Origin of the sequence: Lysobacter sp. GCM10012299 (genome assembly GCF_042649405.1) — a bacterium.
Classification (GTDB): Bacteria; Pseudomonadota; Gammaproteobacteria; order Xanthomonadales; family Xanthomonadaceae; genus Lysobacter_J.
On sequence record NZ_JBHRZC010000001.1, the window covers coordinates 827,074 to 845,960 of the forward strand.

General features: G+C 67.9%; 16 protein-coding genes. 4 read left to right on the top strand and 12 right to left on the bottom strand.

Annotated features, from left to right (window positions below):
• Positions 1 to 84: 84 nt before the first annotated feature.
• The 6 genes from yeiP to ACFOPO_RS03980 all read right to left on the bottom strand — a co-directional run bounded on the left by yeiP (position 85) and on the right by ACFOPO_RS03980 (position 7,946).
• Positions 85 to 651, bottom strand: a complete 567-nt coding sequence (gene yeiP, locus ACFOPO_RS03955; protein WP_386701048.1) for an elongation factor P-like protein YeiP — start codon at positions 649 to 651, stop codon at positions 85 to 87.
• Positions 652 to 669: 18 nt separating this feature from the next.
• Positions 670 to 1,440: an SDR family NAD(P)-dependent oxidoreductase gene (locus ACFOPO_RS03960; protein WP_386701050.1), complete on the bottom strand. Its 771-nt coding sequence runs from the start codon at positions 1,438 to 1,440 to the stop codon at positions 670 to 672.
• 100 nt (positions 1,441 to 1,540) lie between these two features.
• Complete coding sequence (locus ACFOPO_RS03965) at positions 1,541 to 4,120, bottom strand: EAL domain-containing protein (RefSeq protein WP_386701052.1); 2,580 nt, start codon at positions 4,118 to 4,120, stop codon at positions 1,541 to 1,543.
• Positions 4,117 to 5,010 carry a hydroxymethylglutaryl-CoA lyase gene (locus tag ACFOPO_RS03970; RefSeq protein WP_386701054.1) on the bottom strand — a complete coding sequence of 298 codons (894 nt, stop codon included), beginning with the start codon at positions 5,008 to 5,010 and terminating at the stop codon, positions 4,117 to 4,119. Before ACFOPO_RS03970 ends, ACFOPO_RS03965 begins: the two co-directional genes overlap by 4 nt.
• Positions 5,007 to 7,055: an acetyl-CoA carboxylase biotin carboxylase subunit gene (locus tag ACFOPO_RS03975; protein ID WP_386701056.1), complete on the bottom strand. Its 2,049-nt coding sequence runs from the start codon at positions 7,053 to 7,055 to the stop codon at positions 5,007 to 5,009. Before ACFOPO_RS03975 ends, ACFOPO_RS03970 begins: the two co-directional genes overlap by 4 nt.
• A gap of 102 nt (positions 7,056 to 7,157) precedes the next feature.
• Positions 7,158 to 7,946, bottom strand: coding sequence for an enoyl-CoA hydratase-related protein (locus ACFOPO_RS03980; protein WP_386701058.1), 789 nt, complete (start codon positions 7,944 to 7,946; stop codon positions 7,158 to 7,160).
• A 143-nt stretch (positions 7,947 to 8,089) separates the two neighbouring features.
• On the opposite strand from ACFOPO_RS03980, the gene ACFOPO_RS03985 reads away from it, so the two are divergent.
• Genes ACFOPO_RS03985 through ACFOPO_RS03995 form a run of 3 tightly spaced genes read left to right on the top strand, consistent with a single transcriptional unit; the run spans position 8,090 to position 10,511 of the window.
• Entirely contained in the window at positions 8,090 to 8,383 is a 294-nt protein-coding gene (locus tag ACFOPO_RS03985; protein WP_386701060.1) for a ferrous iron transport protein A, read from the top strand.
• A complete protein-coding gene (feoB, locus tag ACFOPO_RS03990; RefSeq protein ID WP_386701062.1) occupies positions 8,380 to 10,251 on the top strand; it encodes a ferrous iron transport protein B in 1,872 nt (623 codons plus the stop codon). Before ACFOPO_RS03985 ends, feoB begins: the two co-directional genes overlap by 4 nt.
• Positions 10,252 to 10,253: 2 nt before the next feature.
• Positions 10,254 to 10,511 (top strand): DUF6587 family protein, encoded by a 258-nt coding sequence (locus ACFOPO_RS03995; protein ID WP_386701064.1) that lies wholly within the window; start codon positions 10,254 to 10,256, stop codon positions 10,509 to 10,511.
• Between the two features lie 165 nt (positions 10,512 to 10,676).
• Here ACFOPO_RS03995 and ACFOPO_RS04000 read toward each other — a convergent pair whose 3' ends face one another.
• From ACFOPO_RS04000 to ACFOPO_RS04025, 6 genes are all read right to left on the bottom strand, one after another.
• Positions 10,677 to 11,048, bottom strand: coding sequence for a zinc-ribbon domain-containing protein (locus ACFOPO_RS04000; protein ID WP_200605677.1), 372 nt, complete (start codon positions 11,046 to 11,048; stop codon positions 10,677 to 10,679).
• On the bottom strand, positions 11,045 to 11,623 hold the full coding sequence (locus ACFOPO_RS04005; protein ID WP_386701067.1) for a polymer-forming cytoskeletal protein: 579 nt from the start codon (positions 11,621 to 11,623) through the stop codon (positions 11,045 to 11,047). Before ACFOPO_RS04005 ends, ACFOPO_RS04000 begins: the two co-directional genes overlap by 4 nt.
• A gap of 192 nt (positions 11,624 to 11,815) precedes the next feature.
• A complete protein-coding gene (locus ACFOPO_RS04010) occupies positions 11,816 to 13,426 on the bottom strand; it encodes a carboxyl transferase domain-containing protein (protein WP_386701069.1) in 1,611 nt (536 codons plus the stop codon).
• A gap of 129 nt (positions 13,427 to 13,555) precedes the next feature.
• Positions 13,556 to 13,912: a hypothetical protein gene (locus tag ACFOPO_RS04015; protein ID WP_386701071.1), complete on the bottom strand. Its 357-nt coding sequence runs from the start codon at positions 13,910 to 13,912 to the stop codon at positions 13,556 to 13,558.
• Between the two features lie 263 nt (positions 13,913 to 14,175).
• Positions 14,176 to 14,544: a hypothetical protein gene (locus tag ACFOPO_RS04020; RefSeq protein WP_158731427.1), complete on the bottom strand. Its 369-nt coding sequence runs from the start codon at positions 14,542 to 14,544 to the stop codon at positions 14,176 to 14,178.
• A gap of 122 nt (positions 14,545 to 14,666) precedes the next feature.
• Positions 14,667 to 15,842, bottom strand: a complete 1,176-nt coding sequence (locus ACFOPO_RS04025) for a thiolase family protein (protein WP_386701073.1) — start codon at positions 15,840 to 15,842, stop codon at positions 14,667 to 14,669.
• Between the two features lie 207 nt (positions 15,843 to 16,049).
• On the opposite strand from ACFOPO_RS04025, the gene ACFOPO_RS04030 reads away from it, so the two are divergent.
• Positions 16,050 to 18,869, top strand: coding sequence for a S8 family serine peptidase (locus ACFOPO_RS04030; protein WP_386701075.1), 2,820 nt, complete (start codon positions 16,050 to 16,052; stop codon positions 18,867 to 18,869).
• The last annotated feature ends 18 nt before the right edge of the window (positions 18,870 to 18,887 follow it).

Consider the following 18,887-nt stretch of genomic DNA (forward strand, 5'->3'; position numbering starts at 1 on the left):
CCAATGGCCGCACCCGGGGCCCATCACCCCACCCGTAGCCCGGGTAAGGCCAATGGCCGCACCCGGGACACGTCACCCCACCCGTCAATCCGCGCGACCGGCAAACTCACCCGTCGTGGTGTTCACCAGCACGCGCTCGCCGTTGCCGATGTATTCCGGAACCATGATCTCGATACCGGTCGACAACTTCGCCGGCTTCGGGCGCTTGGTCGCGGTGCCGCCCTTGAGTTCCGGCGGCGTCTCGATCACCTCGATCGCCACGCTCTGCGGCAGCTGCAGCGCCACCGGTGCGTCATCGATGATCTGCACGTAGCAGCCGGCCAGGTCGGCCACGATGTAGCCGGCGAGGTCGCCGACGACGTCGGCGTCGAGCGTGTACGGGGTGTAGTCCTCGTCATCGAGGAACACGAACGCGTCGCCGTCCTTGTACGAGAACGTCGCCTGGCGGCGGCTGAGCTCGACTTCCTTCACTTCGTCGTCGCCGCCCATGCTGACGTCGAGCTTGGTGCCGCCCGGCACGCTGTACATGGTGAAGCGGAACTTGACGTTGCCGCCGCGGCCCTGCGGCGAGCTGCGTTCGATGTCGCGGATCTGGTAGACGGTGTTGTTGTACTCGACAACGTTACCCTTCTTTACGTCGTAGGCTTTCATGCGTGACCTTTGATTGGTTTACTTCGGCGCCAGGCGCGTGGCGCCGTCGAGACGGATGGTCTCGCCGTTGAGGTAGGTGTTGCCGAGGATGTAGGCGACCAGGTCGGCGAACTCCTCCGGCTTGCCCAGGCGCGACGGGAACGGGATGGACGCGGCCAGCGACTGCTGCACCGAGTCGGGCATGCCGTCGACCATCGGCGTCCAGAAGATGCCGGGCGCAATCGTCATCACGCGGATGCCGAAACGCGACAGTTCGCGCGCCATCGGCAGGGTCATGCCGACCACGCCGCCCTTCGAGGCCGAGTACGCGGCCTGGCCGATCTGGCCTTCATAGGCGGCGACCGACGCGGTGTTGACGATCACGCCACGCTCGCCGTCGATGCCGGCTTCGTTGTGCTGCATCAGTGCGGCCGCGGCTTTGGCGACGTTGAAGCTGCCGACCAGGTTGACCATCACCGTGCCCTGGAACTGCGCCAGCGGCATCGCGCCTTCCTTGCCCAGCACGCGACCGGCGCCGAGGATGCCGGCGCAGTTGATGGTGGCGTTGAGGCCGCCCAGGAATTCGCTGGCGGCGGCGACATTGGCGGCGACGTCGGCTTCGCTGGTGACGTCGGTCTTGAAGTAGCGGGCCTTGTCGGCGCCGAGCGCGGACACGGCAACAGCGCCCTTGTCGTCATTGACATCGAACAGCGCGACCTTGGCGCCATGGGCGACCAGGTGCTGGGCGACGGCAAGGCCGAGGCCGGAAACGCCGCCGGTGACGATGGCGCGGACAGTATCGAGTTGCATGGGAAGGGTCCAGGGACGCGGAAAGACGGGATTTTACCGGACTGCCCCTCTCCCTGGCCGCATGCGCGGTCTGCCCCTCTCCCACAAGGGGAGAGCGGCCTTAACCCTTTCCCATCGCCGCGGTGCGATAGACCAGCCTCAGCTCGTCCGGCATCAGTCCCGGCGCGAACAGGAAGCCCTGGCCGATCCTGACCCCCAGCTGGAGCAGGAAGCGTCGGTGTTCCTCGGTCTCCACGCCCTCGGCGACCAAGGCCAGGCCGAGGCTGCGGGCAATGCCGGCCACGGCCTGGCAGACCGCGACGTCGGACTGGTTGTCCGGCACGCCCTGGACGAACAGCTGACTCAGCTTGAGGCCATGAATGGGCAGGCGACGCAGGTAGTTGAGGGCGCTGTAGCCTTCGCCGAAGTCGTCGATCGTGAGGATCACGCCCATCTCGCGCAGCGCCGCGAACGTGCGCAACGTATCCGGGGCGTCCTCGATCAGCACGCGTTCGGTGAATTCCAGTTCCAGCGCGTCGCCGGGCAGGCCGTACTCCGACAGGGCGGCGCTGACGCTGCTGGCCAGGTCTTCGCCGAGGAACTGCCGGTACGACACGTTCACCGCCACGCGCGGCACGGCCAGTCCGCCTTCCTGCCATTCGCGAAGTTGCCGGCACGCCTCCTGCAGGACCCAGTCGCCGATGCCGACGATGTCGCCGGTGGTTTCGGCGTGGTCGATGAAGCGGTCCGGGCGGATCTCGCCGAGCGAATGATTGCGCCAGCGGATCAGCGCCTCCGCCGCGACCATCGCGCCGGTGGTGAGGTCGACCTGCGGCTGGTAGACGAGGTGGAACTCATCGTTGTTGACCGCACGCCGCAGGTGGGTCTCCAGCTGCAGCCGATGCAACTGCTGCTCGGCCAGTTCCGGCGTGAAAGCCTGCCAGCCATTGCGGCCACGGCGCTTGCTGTCGTACATCGCCACGTCTGCGCTCTGGATCAGCTGCTGCGAGCGCACGCCGTCGAGCGGCGCCTGGGCGATGCCGATGCTGGCGGTGATGCTGAACTCCTCGCCATCGAGGCGGAAGCTGTCGCCGAATATTTCCAGGATGGCATCGGCCAGGCGTTCGGGACGCGTGGGGTCGCTGCCGGTGTCGCAGATGACCAGGAACTCGTCGCCGCCGAAGCGCGCGATCAAGCCTTCGTTGCCGATCGCGCGCTGGATGCGGCGGCCGGCGGAAGCAAGCAGGCGATCGCCGGCGGCATGGCCGAGCACGTCGTTGACGACCTTGAAACGGTCCAGGTCGACATAGAGCACGGCCAGCGTGTCGCGCAGCGGATCGTCGAGACGCGCTTCCAGTTCGGCCAGCACTGCGTCGCGGTTGAGCAGGCCGGTGAGCGGATCGCTGCGTGCCTGCACGCGCAGCGTTTCCTCATCGTGCTTGCGCTCGGTGATGTCCTGCAGCGTGCCTGTCAGGCGCGAGTTGAGCGGGTCAGCGGCATCGGCTTCGCCGATCACGCGCAGCCAGAAGCCGCGCCCGTCGGCGCGATTGCCCTGGACTTCCAACTCGAGTTTGCGACCGAACGAGATCGCCTGGCCCAGCGCCGCACGCACGCGTTCGCGGTCGTGCGGGCGCAGGCAGTTGAGCATGCCTTCGATCGTGACGGGCGCGGGCCGATGGCCCAGGATCCGTTGCGCTTCGTCGGTGAGATAGAGGCGGTCCGGGCCGACTTCCCACTCCCACCCGCCGATGTGCGCCATCGCCTGGGCGCGGTCGAACAGGGTGCTGTCGCGCTTGAGCGTGGTGACATCGGAGAACAGCGACAGCACCTGGTGCGGCTTGTTGCCACCGGGCGGGAACTGCGGCACCGCGGTGACCGTCAGCCACATCAGCTGCTGCCGGGCGCGATGGAACAGGCCGAGCACCGTGCTCTCGCTGATGCGCCCGGTCCTCAGTGCCCGGTGCGAGGGATACTGCTCCGGTGGCAGCTGGCGGCCGCGCTCGTCGACCACCATCCAGTTGTCTTCGCGCAATGCATCGTTGACCGATTCGTCCTCGCCGACGCCGAGGATCTTCATCGCCGCCACGTTGGTGAAGACGATCTGCAGGTCGGCGTCCTGGATCAGGATGCCGCGGTCCATCGCTTCCATCAGCTCGCGATAGCGCAGTTGCCCGCTGAGCCGGCTGCTGAGGTCGCGCGCCACCGCCACCATCGCCCTGCGGCCGTCGTATTCCAGCGGCCCGGTGTGGACCTCGACCGGAAAGCGCGTGCCGTCGCTGCGCATGTTGGTGACTTCGACCATGTAGCTGCCGCCGCGGTTGAGCGTCTCCAGCACCGGCGCCATGTGGTCTTTCGGCAGGTCGGGGTTGATCGTTTCGATCGGCTGGCCGACCAGTTCCTCGCGTGGCCGGCGATACGATTCGAGGCCGGCGCGGTTGAGGTCCAGCACGGTGCCGTCATACGCGATGATGCTGACCGGGTCGGGCAGGGCGTCGAACAAGGCGCGATAGCGATGCCGTTCGCTGTCGGCTTCGGCGCAGGCATCCTGGAGCGCCTGGCGCGCCTGCAGCAGCAGTTCCCTGGTGGCTTCGGGCAGGGCGCGGTCGCGCTTGAGCGCGTCGTCGATGGCCGCCAGCGTGGCCGCCGCATCGGCCGTTGCCGGCGATGTCGGGGGCGAGAACGCTGGCGACTTCGGCGTCATGAGGCCGCTAGCGCCTTGCCGACTCTGCTGCCGGTCTCGCGTCCCAGCAGGGCGGCGAGCCAGCGGCCGGTTTCGGCCAGTGCCGGCAGGTCGACGCCGGTGTCGATGCCGAGGCCGTGCAGCATGTAGACGACATCCTCGGAGGCGACGTTGCCGCTGGCGCCCTTCGCATACGGGCAACCGCCGGTGCCGGACACGGCCGAATCCACCACCGCCACGCCTTCTTCAAGACAGGCGAGGATGTTGGCCAATGCCTGGCCGTAGGTGTCATGGAAGTGCACCGCAAGCGCGCCGATCGGCACTTCCTGCGCCACCGCCAGCAACATCGCCCGCGCCTTGCCGGGCGTGCCGATGCCGATCGTGTCGCCGAGCGAGACTTCGTAGCAGCCCATGTCATGCAGCGCACGCGCCACGCGCACCACGTCGGCCAGCGGGACCTCGCCCTGGTACGGACACCCGAGCACGGTGGAGACGTAACCGCGCACGGCAACGCCATCGACGCGCGCTCGCTCCATCACCGGCGCGAAGCGCTGCAGCGATTCATCGATGCCGGCGTTGATGTTGCGGCGATTGAATTCCTCGGAGGCGGCCGTGAACACCGCGATCTCGTCGACGCCGGCGGCGCGCGCGCGGGCGTAGCCCTGTTCGTTCGGCACCAGCACCGGATAGCGCACGCCAGGACGGCGATGAATGCCGGCCAGCACCTCGGCCGCGTCGGCCAGCTGCGGCACCCACTTGGGGCTGACGAAGCTGGTGGCCTCGATGCTGCGCAGGCCGGTGGCCGAGAGCCGGTCGATCAGTTCGATCTTGTCGGCGGTGGCGACATTCGTCTTCTCGTTCTGCAGGCCGTCGCGCGGCCCGACTTCAACGATGCGGACCGAGGACTTCATGACGCCAGCGCCACCAGTACGGCGTCGGCCTCGACGAAGTCGCCGATGGCCGCACGCACCTCGGCGACCGTGCCGGCGCGCGGTGCCTTCAGGCTCAGCTCCATCTTCATCGCCTCGATCACCATCAGCTCCTGTCCTGCTTCGACTTCGTCACCCGGGGCGGCCTTCACCAGCACCACCCGCCCGGGCATCGGCGCGAGCAACCGGTTGCCGGTGCCGACCGCGCTGCTCCGTTCCGGACGATACATCGGCACCGCCTGAAGACGGAGTCGACGTCCGCCGTCATGGACGACGATCCGCTGCCCGCCGCCGTCCCGCGGCATGTCCGCGGAGGCCGCATCCATAGCCAACGTAAAGCGGCGGCCACGACCGTCAATGCGCAGGCTGAGGGCGTCGCCGGCCTCGCTGCGTGCGCCTTCCACGGTATGGATCCGGTCCGCGTGTTCGATCCGGTAGCTGCCGTTGCTGCCCTGGGCATGCAGCTCCAGGCGGCGCTCGCCCTGCAGGAAGGCCAGGCTGCGGCGGCTGCCGTGGCCCAGGCGCCAGCCGTCGGCGATCGCCCACGGCGACGACGGGTCGGCGGAGACGCCTGCGCGCTCCAGGCTGCTGCGCTCCTGGGCCAGCAGCTGCGCCGTGGCGGCGGCCAGCAGCAGGTCCTGCCCGGTGTCGTCGTTGCCGGCGTCGCTGCCGGGCTGCACGAACTCGTCCAGGTGACGGTCGAGGTAGCCGGTGTCGATGCGGCCCTCGACCACCGCCGGGTGGCGCACCAGCCGCTCGAGGAACTCGATGTTGGACTTCGGCCCGGCGATGTCGCATTGCGCCAGGGCCGCACGCAGGCGGGCGAGGGCGGCGGGTCGATCGCTGTCGTGGACGATGAGCTTGGCGATCATCGGGTCGTAGAAGATCGTGACGGTGTCACCCTCGATCACGCCCGAATCGATGCGAACGTGCGCGTCGGTTGCCGGCAAGCGCAGCCGTTCCAGGCGCCCGGAGCCGGGCAGGAAACCGGCGTCGGGATCTTCGGCATACAACCGCACTTCGATCGCGTGGCCCTGCTGGGCGATCTGGTCCTGCGCCAGCGGCAGTGCTTCGCCGGCGGCGACGCGCAGCTGCCATTCGACCAGGTCGAGTCCGGTGACGAACTCGGTGACCGGGTGCTCGACCTGCAGGCGGGTGTTGATCTCCATGAAATAGAAATCGCCGTCCTGTCCGACGATGAACTCGACGGTGCCGGCGTTGATGTAGTCGATCGCGCGTGCAGCCATCACCGCGGCCGCGCCCATGGCGTCGCGCAGCTGCGCCGTGAGGAATGGCGAGGGCGATTCCTCGAGCACCTTCTGGTAGCGGCGCTGCGCCGAGCACTCGCGCTCGTTGAGGTGGATGGCGTGGCCATGGCTGTCGCCGAACACCTGGATCTCGATATGGCGCGGGCGCTCGACGTAACGCTCCAGCAGCACGCGATCGCGGCCGAAGGCATTGCGCGCTTCGCGCTGGCAGCTTTCGAGGTTGGCGCCAAACTCCGCGCTGTTGCGGACGATGCGCATGCCCTTGCCGCCGCCGCCATGCGCGGCCTTGATCATCAGCGGGTAACCGATCGCATCGGCTTCGCGCTGCAGCACGTCGGGCGACTGGTCCTCGCCGGTATAGCCGGGCACGACCGGTACGCCGGCGGCCTGCATCAGTTCCTTGGCGCCGGCCTTGCTGCCCATCTTGCGCATCGACGCCGCGCGCGGCCCGATGAAGGCCAGCCCCGCCGCTTCGACCGCATCGGCGAAGTCGGCGTTCTCGCTGAGGAAGCCGTAACCGGGATGGATCGCCTGCGCGCCCGACTTCAGCGCGACTTCGAGGATCGCATCGCCACGCAGGTAGCTCTCGGCCGGGCGCGGGCCACCGATCGGCCAGGCCTCATCGGCCAGGCGCACATGCTGCGCGTCGGCATCAGCCTGCGAGTACACCGCGACGGTGGCGATGCCGAGGCGACGACAGGTGCGGATCACGCGGCAGGCAATCTCGCCGCGGTTGGCAATCAGGATCTTGTCGAACAACTTCAAGTACTCCTTGAAAATGCCCGCTCCGTCGGAGAGGGGCGTCAGGACGGGTCGCTGACCCATCCCTCGAATTTCTCGAATGGTTCTTCGTTCGCCTGCTTATTCCGCCCAGCGCGGTTTGCGCTTTTCGAGGAAGGCGCCCAGGCCTTCCTGGCCTTCGGGCGATACTCGCAGACCGGCGATGAGGGCGGCATTGTCCGCGTCGAGGAGGTCGCGGTCGCGGTCGCGTTCGCCGGTGACGCGGCGGACCAGGGCCTTGGCGGTGGCCGAGGCGACGGGGCCGGCCTTCAGCAGCAGGTCGATCTGGCGCTGCACGGCGTGGTCGAGCTCGCCTGCGGGGACGACCTGGTGGACCAGGCCGATCTGCAGCGCGACGTCGGCGGCAAAAATCTCGGCGGTGGCGAACCAGCGCCGGGCCTGGCGCGGGCCGATGGCCTCGATCACGTAGGGCGAGATCACCGCCGGCAGCAGACCCAGCTTGCTCTCGGTCAGGCCGAATTTGGCCTCGGGCGCGGCAATGGCGATGTCGCAGCAGGCCACCAGGCCCACGCCGCCGCCGAACGCCGCGCCGTGCACGCGGGCGATGGTCGGCTTGGGCAACTCGTCGAGGGTGCGCATCAGGCGGGCGAGGGCGAGTGAGTCCTCGCGGTTGGCGTCCTCGCTGGCGGCGGCCATGCCGCGCATCCAGTTGAGGTCGGCCCCGGCCGAGAAAGAGGCGCCTTCACCCTCCAGCACGACCACCCGTACGCTGTCGTCGGCGGCCACCGCTTCCAGTGCCCCGGTCAGCGCGGCGATCACCACCGCGTCGAACGCGTTGTGCAGGTCGGGTCGGTTCAGGCGCAGGCGGGCGACGGCCCCTTCGCGCACGTTCAGCAGGGGATGGGTCATCGGCCTTGGCTTGTTGGACTGTGGCGAATCATAGCCGGTGGCCCGCTGGACCCGTGCGTCCGCGGGCGGTGGTGTAGAATTGAGAACAATTCCCATTTGGCGCCTTGGCCCGTTTCTGCCCCGGGCCGGCTTGCAGGTGAAACTTGAAGCTGTCCGAATTGCCCCATCGCACCGCCGCCACTGTTGAAAGCGTCGACGATCACGCGCCGAACGATTCGATCGCGCGTCGCCTGCGCGAGCTGGGCTTCGTCAACGGCGAGCGTGTCGAGGTCATGGCCGCCGGTCCGGTCTCGGCCGAGCCGCTGCTGGTGCAGATCGGCTTCACCCGTTTCGCTCTGCGCCGAAGCGAGGCCGCGCGCGTGCGCGTGCAGGCCAACGGCAGCGGCAAGCACGTCAACGGCTTTGACGCGGATGGCACGGAAGGAGGCCAGGCATGAGCGCCGCCGAGGCCATACGCGTCGCCCTGGTCGGCAATCCGAACTGCGGCAAGACCGCGCTGTTCAACCAGCTCACCGGTAGCCGGCAGAAGGTCGCCAACTACGCCGGCGTCACGGTCGAGCGCAAGGAAGGTCGCTTCCATGCGCCCTCCGGCCGCCACTACGCCGTGCTCGACCTGCCCGGTGCCTACAGCCTGCACGCCGCCAGCCTCGACGAGGCGGTGACGCGCGACCTGTGCCGCGGTTTCTATCCGGGCGAGCCCGCACCGGACGTGCTGGTGTGCGTGGTCGATGCGACCAACCTGCGCCTGCACCTTCGCTTTGCCCTCGAGGTTCGCGAACTGGGCCGGCCGATGGTGGTCGCGGTCAACATGATGGATGCGGCCAAGCGCCGCGGCATCGACATCGACCTGGCCGTGCTCGAGCGCGAGCTCGGCGTGCCGGTGGTGCCCACCGTCGCCGTGCGCAGCGGCGGCGCGCGCGAACTGGTGGCGATGCTCGACAACGTTACCGACAAGCTGCACGAGCCGCGCGTGCACATGCCCGCCAACCTCGCGGACGATGCCGACGCGCTGCACGCCGAAACCCGGCGCCTGCTCGAGCTGGCCGTGACGATGCCGCGACGTACTGCGGAGATCGACGACGCGCTCGACCGCTGGCTGTTGCACCCCGTACTGGGACTCGTGTCGCTGGCCGTGGTGATGTTCCTGATCTTCCAGGCGGTGTATGCCTGGGCGACGCCGCTGATGGACCTGATAGAAGTCGGCACCGCCGCCTTCGGCGATTTCGTCGGGGCGATGCTGCCCGAAGGTCCGCTGCGCAGCCTGCTGGTCGACGGCATCATCGCCGGCCTGGGCAGCGTGATCGTGTTCCTGCCGCAGATCCTGATCCTGTTCGCCTTCATCCTCGCGCTGGAAGAGTCGGGCTACTTGCCGCGCGCGGCGTTCCTGCTCGACCGGATGATGGCGTCGGCGGGCCTTTCCGGCCGTTCGTTCATTCCGCTGCTGTCGAGCTTCGCCTGCGCGGTGCCGGGCATCATGGCCACGCGTTCGATCCAGGACCCGCGCGACCGTCTTGCGACCATCCTGGTGTCGCCGCTGATGACCTGCTCGGCGCGACTGCCGGTGTATGCGCTGCTGATCGGTGCCTTCATTCCGCAGAAGCAGGTGTTCGGCATCCTCAACCAGCAGGGCCTGGTGCTGTTCGGCCTGTATGCGGCCGGCATCCTGAGTGCACTGGCCGTTTCGTGGGTGATGAAGAAGTGGCGCCGCGACAAGAGCGAGCACGCGCTGCTGCTGGAGCTGCCGTCGTACCGCATTCCGCACCCGCGCGACCTGCTGATCGGCCTGTGGGAACGCGCCTGGATCTTCCTGCGTCGCGTCGGCGGCATCATCCTGGCGCTGACCATCCTGTTGTGGTTCCTGCTGTCGTTCCCGGGCGCGCCTGCCGGCGCCACCGGCCCGGCCATCGACTACAGCTTCGCCGGCCGCATTGGGCACGCGATGACGACGGTGTTCGCGCCGCTGGGCTTCAACTGGCAGATCTGCATCGCGCTGATCCCGGGCATGGCCGCGCGCGAAGTCGTGGTGTCGTCGCTGGCCACGGTCTATGCGCTGTCAGCCGCCAATGACGACGCCGCCACGCAGGCACTGACGCCGCTGATCAGCGACGGCTGGTCGCTGGCCACGGCGCTGTCGCTGCTGGTATGGTTCATCTATGCGCCGCAGTGCATCTCGACCCTGGCCACGATCAAGCGCGAGACCAATTCGTGGAAGCAGGTGGGCATCAGCGCCGGCTACCTGTTCGCGCTGGCCTACCTGGCCTCGATGCTGACCTACCAGATCGCCGTGGCGCTGGGAGCAGGGTGAGCATGGACGCCGGCCTGCTCGCGCAGTACCTGGTCATCGCCGTGGCGGTGGTGATCAGTGCGGGCTTCGTGGCGCGTCGGCAGTTTCCGAATGCAGTGCGGCGGTTGCGCATCGCGCTGGCGGTGCCGATGGTGCGCGACGGCAAGCCTGCCTGGTTGCGCGCGCTGGGTCGTCGCATCGCGCCGCCGACGAGCCTGGCCGACGCCAGCTGTGGCGGTTGCGACAACTGTGGGCCGGCGCCACCGCGCAAGCATCATTGACCGTCATCCCCAGTTGACCGTCATCGTCATCCCCGCGAAGGCGGGGATCCATGGACGTTGGCTTCTGGTCGACGGGCAACAGCAAATGGGTCCCGGCGTTCGCCGGGACGACGTGAGTGTGGTGAGAGGGGGCGGGCCTGGGTCCCGGCGTTCGCCGGGACGACGTCAGTGGCGGCCGCGGCCACGTCCGGCTCGATAGCCTTTCACTTCCACCGCTTCGACTTCGAGGGTGAAGGAGCGCTCTTCGCCAGCGAAGAGCGCCCCGACCCCCATGACCTGGCGATCGATCTCGACGCCCTCGTCATTGCGGATGGTCAGCACCACCGAATACTCCAGGGCGTTGTCGCCCGGCGGTGGCTTGATCGTTCCTTCCACGCGCAGCGGCACCGACCGCTGCTTGGCGGACTCCACGGCATCGGGGTCGAAGCGCAGGTGGTGCCGGCAAGACGGACAGACAGTGGCGCTGTCGAGGATCTTCGTCTTGCAGTGCGGGCAGATGCGCGTCGCACCGGGTGTACCGGGGCGAACGGCACTCATGCGGCGGTGCTCGCCTCCGCCTTGCTGAAGTCGGCCTTGTCAGCCTTGTCGGCCTTGCCATTGGCCTTGGCCGCTTCCTTCTCGTCCCAGCCGAACTCGACCTGGCCGCGCATGCGCGCACCGGCCGCAACCGTGACCGTGCCGGCCTTGACGTCGCCGACGACCACGCCGCCTTCGAGCAGTTCGACGCGCGAAGCCGATTCGATATTGCCTTCGAGCTCGCCGGCGATGACGACCTTGCGCGCACGCACGCCGCCGGTGACCTTGGCGCCGACTTCGACCGTCAGGTCGCCTTCGACCTGCACGTCGCCCTTGAAGCGACCGGCGATGCGGATGTGGCCCGCGCCCTGGATCTTGCCTTCGATGGACAGGTCAGCCGCGATCAGCGACTCCTTGCCCTCGCGCTCGACCGGGCGCGGTGCCGGCGCGGCAGCGGGCTTGGGCGCAGCGCTGGAGCCGAACGAAATTTCATTGCGCACGTCCGGCTCCTTGCCCAACGCGGACTCGGGTTGCAGCGGCTGGGTCGGCGGCACGTTCTTGGGGGTGGACGACGGGGGGGAATTGAAGATCGCCATGGGGACTTCCTGATGTTGGGCAGAACACTGCGCAGTGATGGAGTGTAACCAGTCGAGGCTACTGGCCGTACGCCATCATCGGTGTGACGCGCCTCACCCAATCATCACGCTGGCCCAACCGTTTATCTGACGATCACCTGCCTGAATTGGCCTATGCCGCCATCGCGCGAATAATCAGGACATCCGCCTGTATTACATGCGGAACACGCCAAATCGCGTGCGGTCCTCGATCGGCGCATTGAGGCTGGCCGACAGACCCAGGCCGAGCACGCGGCGAGTATCTGCCGGATCGATGATGCCGTCGTCCCAGAGTCGGGCGGTGGCGTAGTAGGGGTTGCCCTGGCTTTCGTACTGGTCGCGGATCGGCGACTTGAACGCCTCTTCCTCTTCGGCGGTCCAGACTTTGCCGGCGGCTTCGATGCCGTCGCGCTTGACCGTGGCCAGCACGCTCGCGGCCTGCTCGCCACCCATCACCGAGATGCGCGCGTTAGGCCACATCCACAGGAAGCGTGCGCCGTAAGAGCGGCCGCACATGGCGTAGTTGCCCGCGCCGAAGCTGCCGCCGATGACGACGGTGAACTTGGGCACGTGCGAGCACGCCACCGCCGTCACCATCTTCGCGCCGTCCTTGGCGATGCCGGCGTTCTCGTACTTGCGGCCGACCATGAAGCCGGTGATGTTCTGCAGGAACACCAGCGGGATGCCGCGCTGGTTGCACAGCTCGATGAAGTGCGCGCCCTTGAGCGCGCTCTCCGCGAACAGGATGCCGTTGTTGGCGACGATGCCGACCGGGTAACCGTGCAGGTGCGCGAAGCCGGTGACCAGGGTCTTGCCGTAGCGCGCCTTGAACTCCTGGAAGTCGCTGCCGTCGACGACGCGGGCGATGACCTCGCGGATGTCGAACGGACGACGCGTGTCCTTGGGCACGATGCCGTACAGCTCGCTGGACGGATACAGCGGCTCGCGCGCCGCCTGCACCGCGACCGGCAGCGTCTTGCGGCGGTTGAACGTGGCGACGATGTCGCGCGCGATCTGCAGCGCGTGGCGGTCGTCCTCGGCGAAATGGTCGGCCACGCCGGAGACGCTGGTGTGCACGTCGGCACCGCCGAGCGTTTCGGCATCGACCACTTCGCCCGTGGCGGCCTTCACCAGCGGCGGGCCGCCGAGGAAGATCGTGCCCTGTTCGCGCACGATGATCGACTCGTCGCACATCGCCGGCACATAGGCACCGCCGGCAGTGCACGAGCCCATGACCACGGCGACCTGCGCGATGTTCTCCGCGCTCAGTCGTGCCTGGTTGTAGAAGATGCGGCCGAAGTGTTCCTTGTCCGGGAATACCTCGTCCTGCAGCGGCAGGAACGCGCCGCCGGAGTCGACCAGGTAGACGCAGGGCAGGTGGTTCTCGCGCGCGATTTCCTGTGCGCGCAGGTGCTTCTTCACCGTCATCGGGAAGTAGGTGCCGCCCTTGACGGTGGCGTCGTTGGCGACGATCACCACTTCCTGTCCCATCACCCGGCCGATGCCGCAGACCATGCCGGCGGCCGGCGCGGCGTCGTCGTACATGCCTTCGGCCGCGAGCGGCGCGATCTCCAGGAACGGCGAACCCGGGTCGAGCAGGGCGGTGATGCGATCACGCGCGAGCAGCTTGCCGCGTTCGGTATGGCGGGCACGCGCCTTGTCGCCACCGCCCTCGGCGGCACGGGCGAGGCGGGCATCGAGTTCATCGACCAGGGCGCGGTGGTAGGCGACGTTGTCCTGGAAATCCTGGGAACGCGGATCGATGTTGGAAGTCAGGGCGGGCATCGATGCAAGGGGTGCGGAAGATTCGGCATGAGACCACAAAGGCGCCAGACCGTCATCCCGCGCACGCCAGGAAAAAGAAAGGCCCGCTTGCGCGGGCCTTTCGAAATCGATGCAGCAAACGTACTGCGCTTACTTCTTCACGTCTTCCGCGGCCTTGTCGGCCTTGTCGGCAACCTTCTCCGCAGCGTCGGCCGTGGCCTGGGCGGCATCGGCGGTGGCAGCGGCGGCGCCGGCAGCGGCGTCGGATGCAGCGGCAGCGGTCTTGTCGGCAGCCTGGTCCACGGCGGCACCGGCCTGGGCGGCAGCGGCGTCAGTGGCGGCGGCAGCGGCTTCGGCGCTTTCGTTGGCGGCGGTGGCGGCAGCGTCAGCGGCGTTCGAAGCGGCATTGGCAGCTTCGGCGGCTTCGGTCTGCGTGGTTTCGGTCTTCTGGCAGGCCGACAGCGCAAGCACGGCGGCGGCCAGGGCTACATAGAGCTTGGTGTTCATGAGTCTCTCCGTTGGGTTGTCCGAGAAGTGCCAGGTAAAAAAATCACCATCAACAAGATCAGGCAACGCCGGCGCTCACTGCGATCCGGCCGGGCCAGTCCGATCATCCAATGACCGGGGTGGAGCTTACTGCGAACCGCGTGATGTGGATCATGTTGCCAGGGGCCCAGTCGCTTCGTGGCCCCTCTACGGAAAAAGCCGCCGGGAATCCCGGCGGCCTTTCCTGTGAGAGCAACACCCGGGCAGTTGCCTGCCCGAAGTGATTACTTCTTCACTTCTTCCTTGGCAGCGTCAGCAGCCTGGGTGGCAGCGTCGGCAGCCTGGGTGGCGGCGTCAGCAGCCTGGCCAGCGGCGTCAGCAGCTGCGTCAGCAGCGGCCGGAGCGGTGGCAGCGGCGGTGGCGTCAGCCGAAGCAGCGGCAGCGTCAGCAGCCTGAGCAGCGGTGTCGGCAGCAGCCTGGGCAGCGTCAGCAGCAGCGGCGTCGCCGGTGGCAGCAGCGGTGTCGGCAGCAGCAGCGGCTTCGGTCGAAGCAGCGGCGGCGTCCGTAGCGGCTTCGTCAGCCTGCTTCTGGTTCGAGCAAGCAGCCAGGGCCAGGCCCATAGCCAGGGCGAGCAGCGCCTTGTTGAAAGTCATGGTTTATATCCTCGTCGTTTAGTTAGGCAACGCGCAGTTGCGCGTCTATAACATGATGACAAGCCGGTGACGCGTGTCAAGCGGCTTGTCCGGTTTTTTTTAAGTAATACGTTTTTAACGTCTTATAGCACTTCTACAGCAATCGCCGTGGCTTCGCCACCGCCAATGCACAGGGAAGCGACGCCGCGCTTGACGCCGCGTGAACGCAGGGCATGCACCAGGGTCACGACCAGGCGGGCGCCGCTGGCTCCGATCGGGTGGCCGAGGGCGACCGCACCACCGTTGACGTTCAGCTTTTCGTGGGGGATTCCCAGGTCCTTCATCGGCGCCATGGCCACGCAGGCAAAGGCCTCGTTGACCTCGAACAGGTCGACATCACCGACCTGCCAGCCGGCCTTTTCGAGCACGTTTGAAATCGCTTTCACCGGAGCGGTGGTGAACCATTCCGGTGCCTGGGCATGGCCGGCGTGGGCGACGATCCGGGCCAGCGGCTTGATCCCGCGCTTGGCGGCTTCGTCGGCGCTCATCAGGACGGCAGCGGCGGCGCCGTCGGAAATCTTCGACGACGATGCGGCCGTCAGCACGCCTTCCTTGCCGAACGCGGCGCGCAGGGTCGGGATCTTGGCCAGGTCGATCTTGCCCGGCTCTTCGTCGCCATCGATGACGACATCGCCCTTGCGGCCCTTGACCGTGACCGGAACGATTTCGTCCTTGAACGCACCGCCACTGACGGCGGCCTGCGCACGGCGCGCGCTCTCGGTCGAGAAGGCATCGAGCGCTTCGCGGTCGAAGCCGTACTTCTCGCACGCCATGTCACCGAACACGCCCATGGCCTTGCCGTCGTACGGGCTGGTGAGGCCGTCGAACGCCATGTGGTCGAGGAACTCGGCGCTGCCGTAGCGGATGCCGGTGCGCGAGTTGTTGAGCAGGTGCGGCGCGTTGGTCATCGACTCCATGCCGCCGGCGACGACGACATTGGCCGAGCCGGCCTTGATCAGGTCGGTGGCCAGCATGATCGCCTTCATGCCCGAGCCGCAGACCTTGTTGATCGTGGTGGCACCGGCCGAGGTCGGCAGGCCGGCAGCGAGCGCGGCCTGGCGCGCCGGTGCCTGGCCCAGGCCGGCCGGCAGCACGCAGCCCATGATCACTTCGTCGACCTGGTCGGCAGCGACGTTGGCGTGCTCGAGCGCGCCGGTGATGGCGGCCGTGCCCAGCACGGGCGTCGGCACGCCGGTGAACTGACCGAGGAAGGAACCGATGGCGGTGCGCTTGGCACCGACGATGACGACGTCACTCATGGACAACTCCAGGACAAAATCAGGCCAGCGCGAGGCCGGAACCCCCGGATTATGCGGCTGTATGCTGCACCGCCGCAAACCACCAGGACGGCCCGCCTGTTCAGGCGCGACCTGTTCCGATTGTGGTGGGCGGCGGGTTGGATTAAAACAAACGCAGGACGCGCGCAGGATTCGCTGGGGAGCGAACGCGCCGTGGTCGAGGACGACATGCAATTTCGCGAACGAGGATTGGTGACCGCGCTGCGCAGCGCTCTGCTGCTGTCGGCGGTGTGTGGATTGGCGGCCTGTGGGGGTGGCGGTGGTGGCGGCAACGTCCGCGCCGATCCACCTCCCGCGACGGTCAACCCGCCGGCGCCTCCGCCGCCGACGCCGCCGGTGGTGACCACGCCGGATCCACGCTTCGGTGATCACCTGACGTCGACCGGTGCCGCCGTCGCGCACCAGGCCGGCATCACCGGCGCGGGCGTGCGCATCGGCGTGGTCGACAGCGGCGTGATGAAGAACCACCCGGCGTTGTCTCCGCGCGTGGTGGACAACCTCACCTACATCTCGTCGCCCCCCAACAACCTGGCCATCGACGACGTCGTCGGCCATGGCACCGCGGTGTCGCAGATCATGGCCGGCACGCCATTCGGTGCTTGGCCCGGCGGCATCGCACCCGGCGCGCAGATCGTCTCGGCGCGCATCATCAGCGACGAGGAACCCAAGGACGACGGCTCCGGTTCGGGCAACGAAGTCAACGGCGCGCTCGGGCTCAAGGGCATCCACCAGGACCTGATCAACCGCGGCGTGCGGATCATGAACAACTCCTGGGGCGGCCTGTACTGGACCAACCCGGCGGCGACTGCAGCCATCGCCGACGAGTACCGTCCCTTCATCATCGGCAACGACGGGCTGGTGGTGTTCGCCACCGGCAACGAGTCCAAGCCCAACCCGTCGAGCATGGCCGCGCTGCCCAGCCAGCCGGGACTCGGCGGCAGTCTGCCCGCGGCGGACCTGGAACGTGGCTGGATCGCGGCGACCGCGCTGGATGGAAGCAACGCGCTTGCCAGCTATGCCAACGCCTGCGGCCAGGCGATGCGCTATTGCCTCGGCGCGCTGGGTGAGGTGGTGGTCACCGGCAAGGACGATTCACCGACGTCGCCCAGCTACTGGCGCTACCGCGGCACCTCGCTGGCCGCGCCGCAGATTTCTGGCGCCGCGGCCCTGGTGTGGCAGGCGTTTCCGTTCTTCAGCAACGACAACGTGCGGCAGACGTTGCTGGGTACGGGGACGGACCTCGGCGCCACTGGCATCGATCCGGTCTTCGGCAACGGCATGCTCAACATCGCCAGTGCGATCCGCGGGCCGCAGCGGCTGGACTTCGGCGACTTCACGGTCCGCTTCGACAACCGGACCGTCGTCTTCGGCAACCAGTTGACCGGTCCGGGACGGCTGATCAAGGAAGGCAACGGCACGCTGCGGTTGTCCCAGAGCGGGTTCAACGGCGGCGGCACGGTGGTCAATGGCGGCGTGGTGATCAGCAACCAGCTGTCCGGCCTGACCACCATCGGTGCGCAAGGCGAGGCGCGCATCGGCGCCAGCAGCGGTTCCTTCGAGAACCAGGGGCGCCTGGTCTTCGATGGCGACAACATCACCGTCCAGGGCACTTACCACCAGACCGCCGGCGCCGAGTTCGCGTATCGCGTCGGTTCGCCGGTGACGATCATCGGCGCCACGACGATCGACGGTGGCGACGTGCACGTGCTCGGCGTGAAGTCGGGCTACACCTGGCAGGCGCAGGAACGCGTGCTGTTCGCCATGGCCGGATACACCGGCAGGTTCGATGCATTGACCGCGGCGCCGGGGGTGTTCCTGCAGGCGACGCTGCGCTACGAGCCGCTGCTGGTGATGCTCGACATCACCCGGCTGGATGTCACCGCCACCGCACAGAGCATGGGCCTGAGTCCGGCGTCCGTGTCCGGCGCCGAGCGGGTCGAAGGTGCGTTCGACCAGATCGACCAGGGCCAGGCCAGCGGCACCGGTGCTGCGATCGATGGCGAGTTCCTCGGCGCGGCCGGCACCATCCAGCGAAGCGCCAGCGCGGCCGCGGCCGAGCGCACGCTGTCGAGCCTGTCCGGCGAACTGCACGGGGCCGATACCGCGTTCGCGCTGATGGCGATCGAAGGCAATCGCCGCGCGCTGGAATCGCGCGTGGATGCCTTGCAGGCCGCGCCAGTGGCCGGCACGTGGACCGACGAGATGAAGTCGCAGCGGGCGATGTCGCGATTCGACATCGACGCCGATGGCTGGTTGCTGGGCCAGGACCGCCGTTTCGGTGATCGCCTGACCGTTGGCATGGCGTTGTCGGAAACCGAGGGTTACTCCCACCACGACCTGCGCTCCGACCGTGAGCACAACCGCCAGGCCGAGGGGCAGTTGTACGCCGCCTACGACCTCGGCCGTGGCTACCTGCTTGGCAGTGCGGCGCTGGGTCGCATGCAGCGCTGGACGCAACGCGACATCCTGCTGGGTGCCGATGCGTTCCGCGTCGATGCCGACTACGCGCATCGCTACGCGACCGTCGGCCTCCAGGCGGGGCTGCCGGTGGCCGTCGGTCGCGGCCGCATCACGCCGTATGCCGGCGTCCAGTCGTTGCAGCTCGATCGCGACGGCTTCAGCGAGCTGGGCGCGGCCGGGTTCGGACTGACCACCACGGCATCGACGATGACCCTGAGCCAGGGCCTGCTCGGTGCGCGATTTGCGTACGACTGGTCGGTGGGCTCGGCGCTGTGGAGCCTGCAGGGCCGTGCCGAATGGCAGCACCTGCTGTCGCAGTCCGGTGGCGACATCGATGCGCGATTCACCGCGCTGGATGTCTGGTCGCCGATTGCCGGCAGCGCGCTCGACAGTGATGTCGGCGTGCTGGGTTTCAGCCTTGGCGCGAAGTTGCGCCGCGCCGGTCGCATCGCCTTCGATGTCGACGCGCAGCATGTCGACGGCCAGACCTGGACGCGGACGATGGCAACGTGGTCGATGGGATGGTAGCGAAAGCCCTCCCCTTGA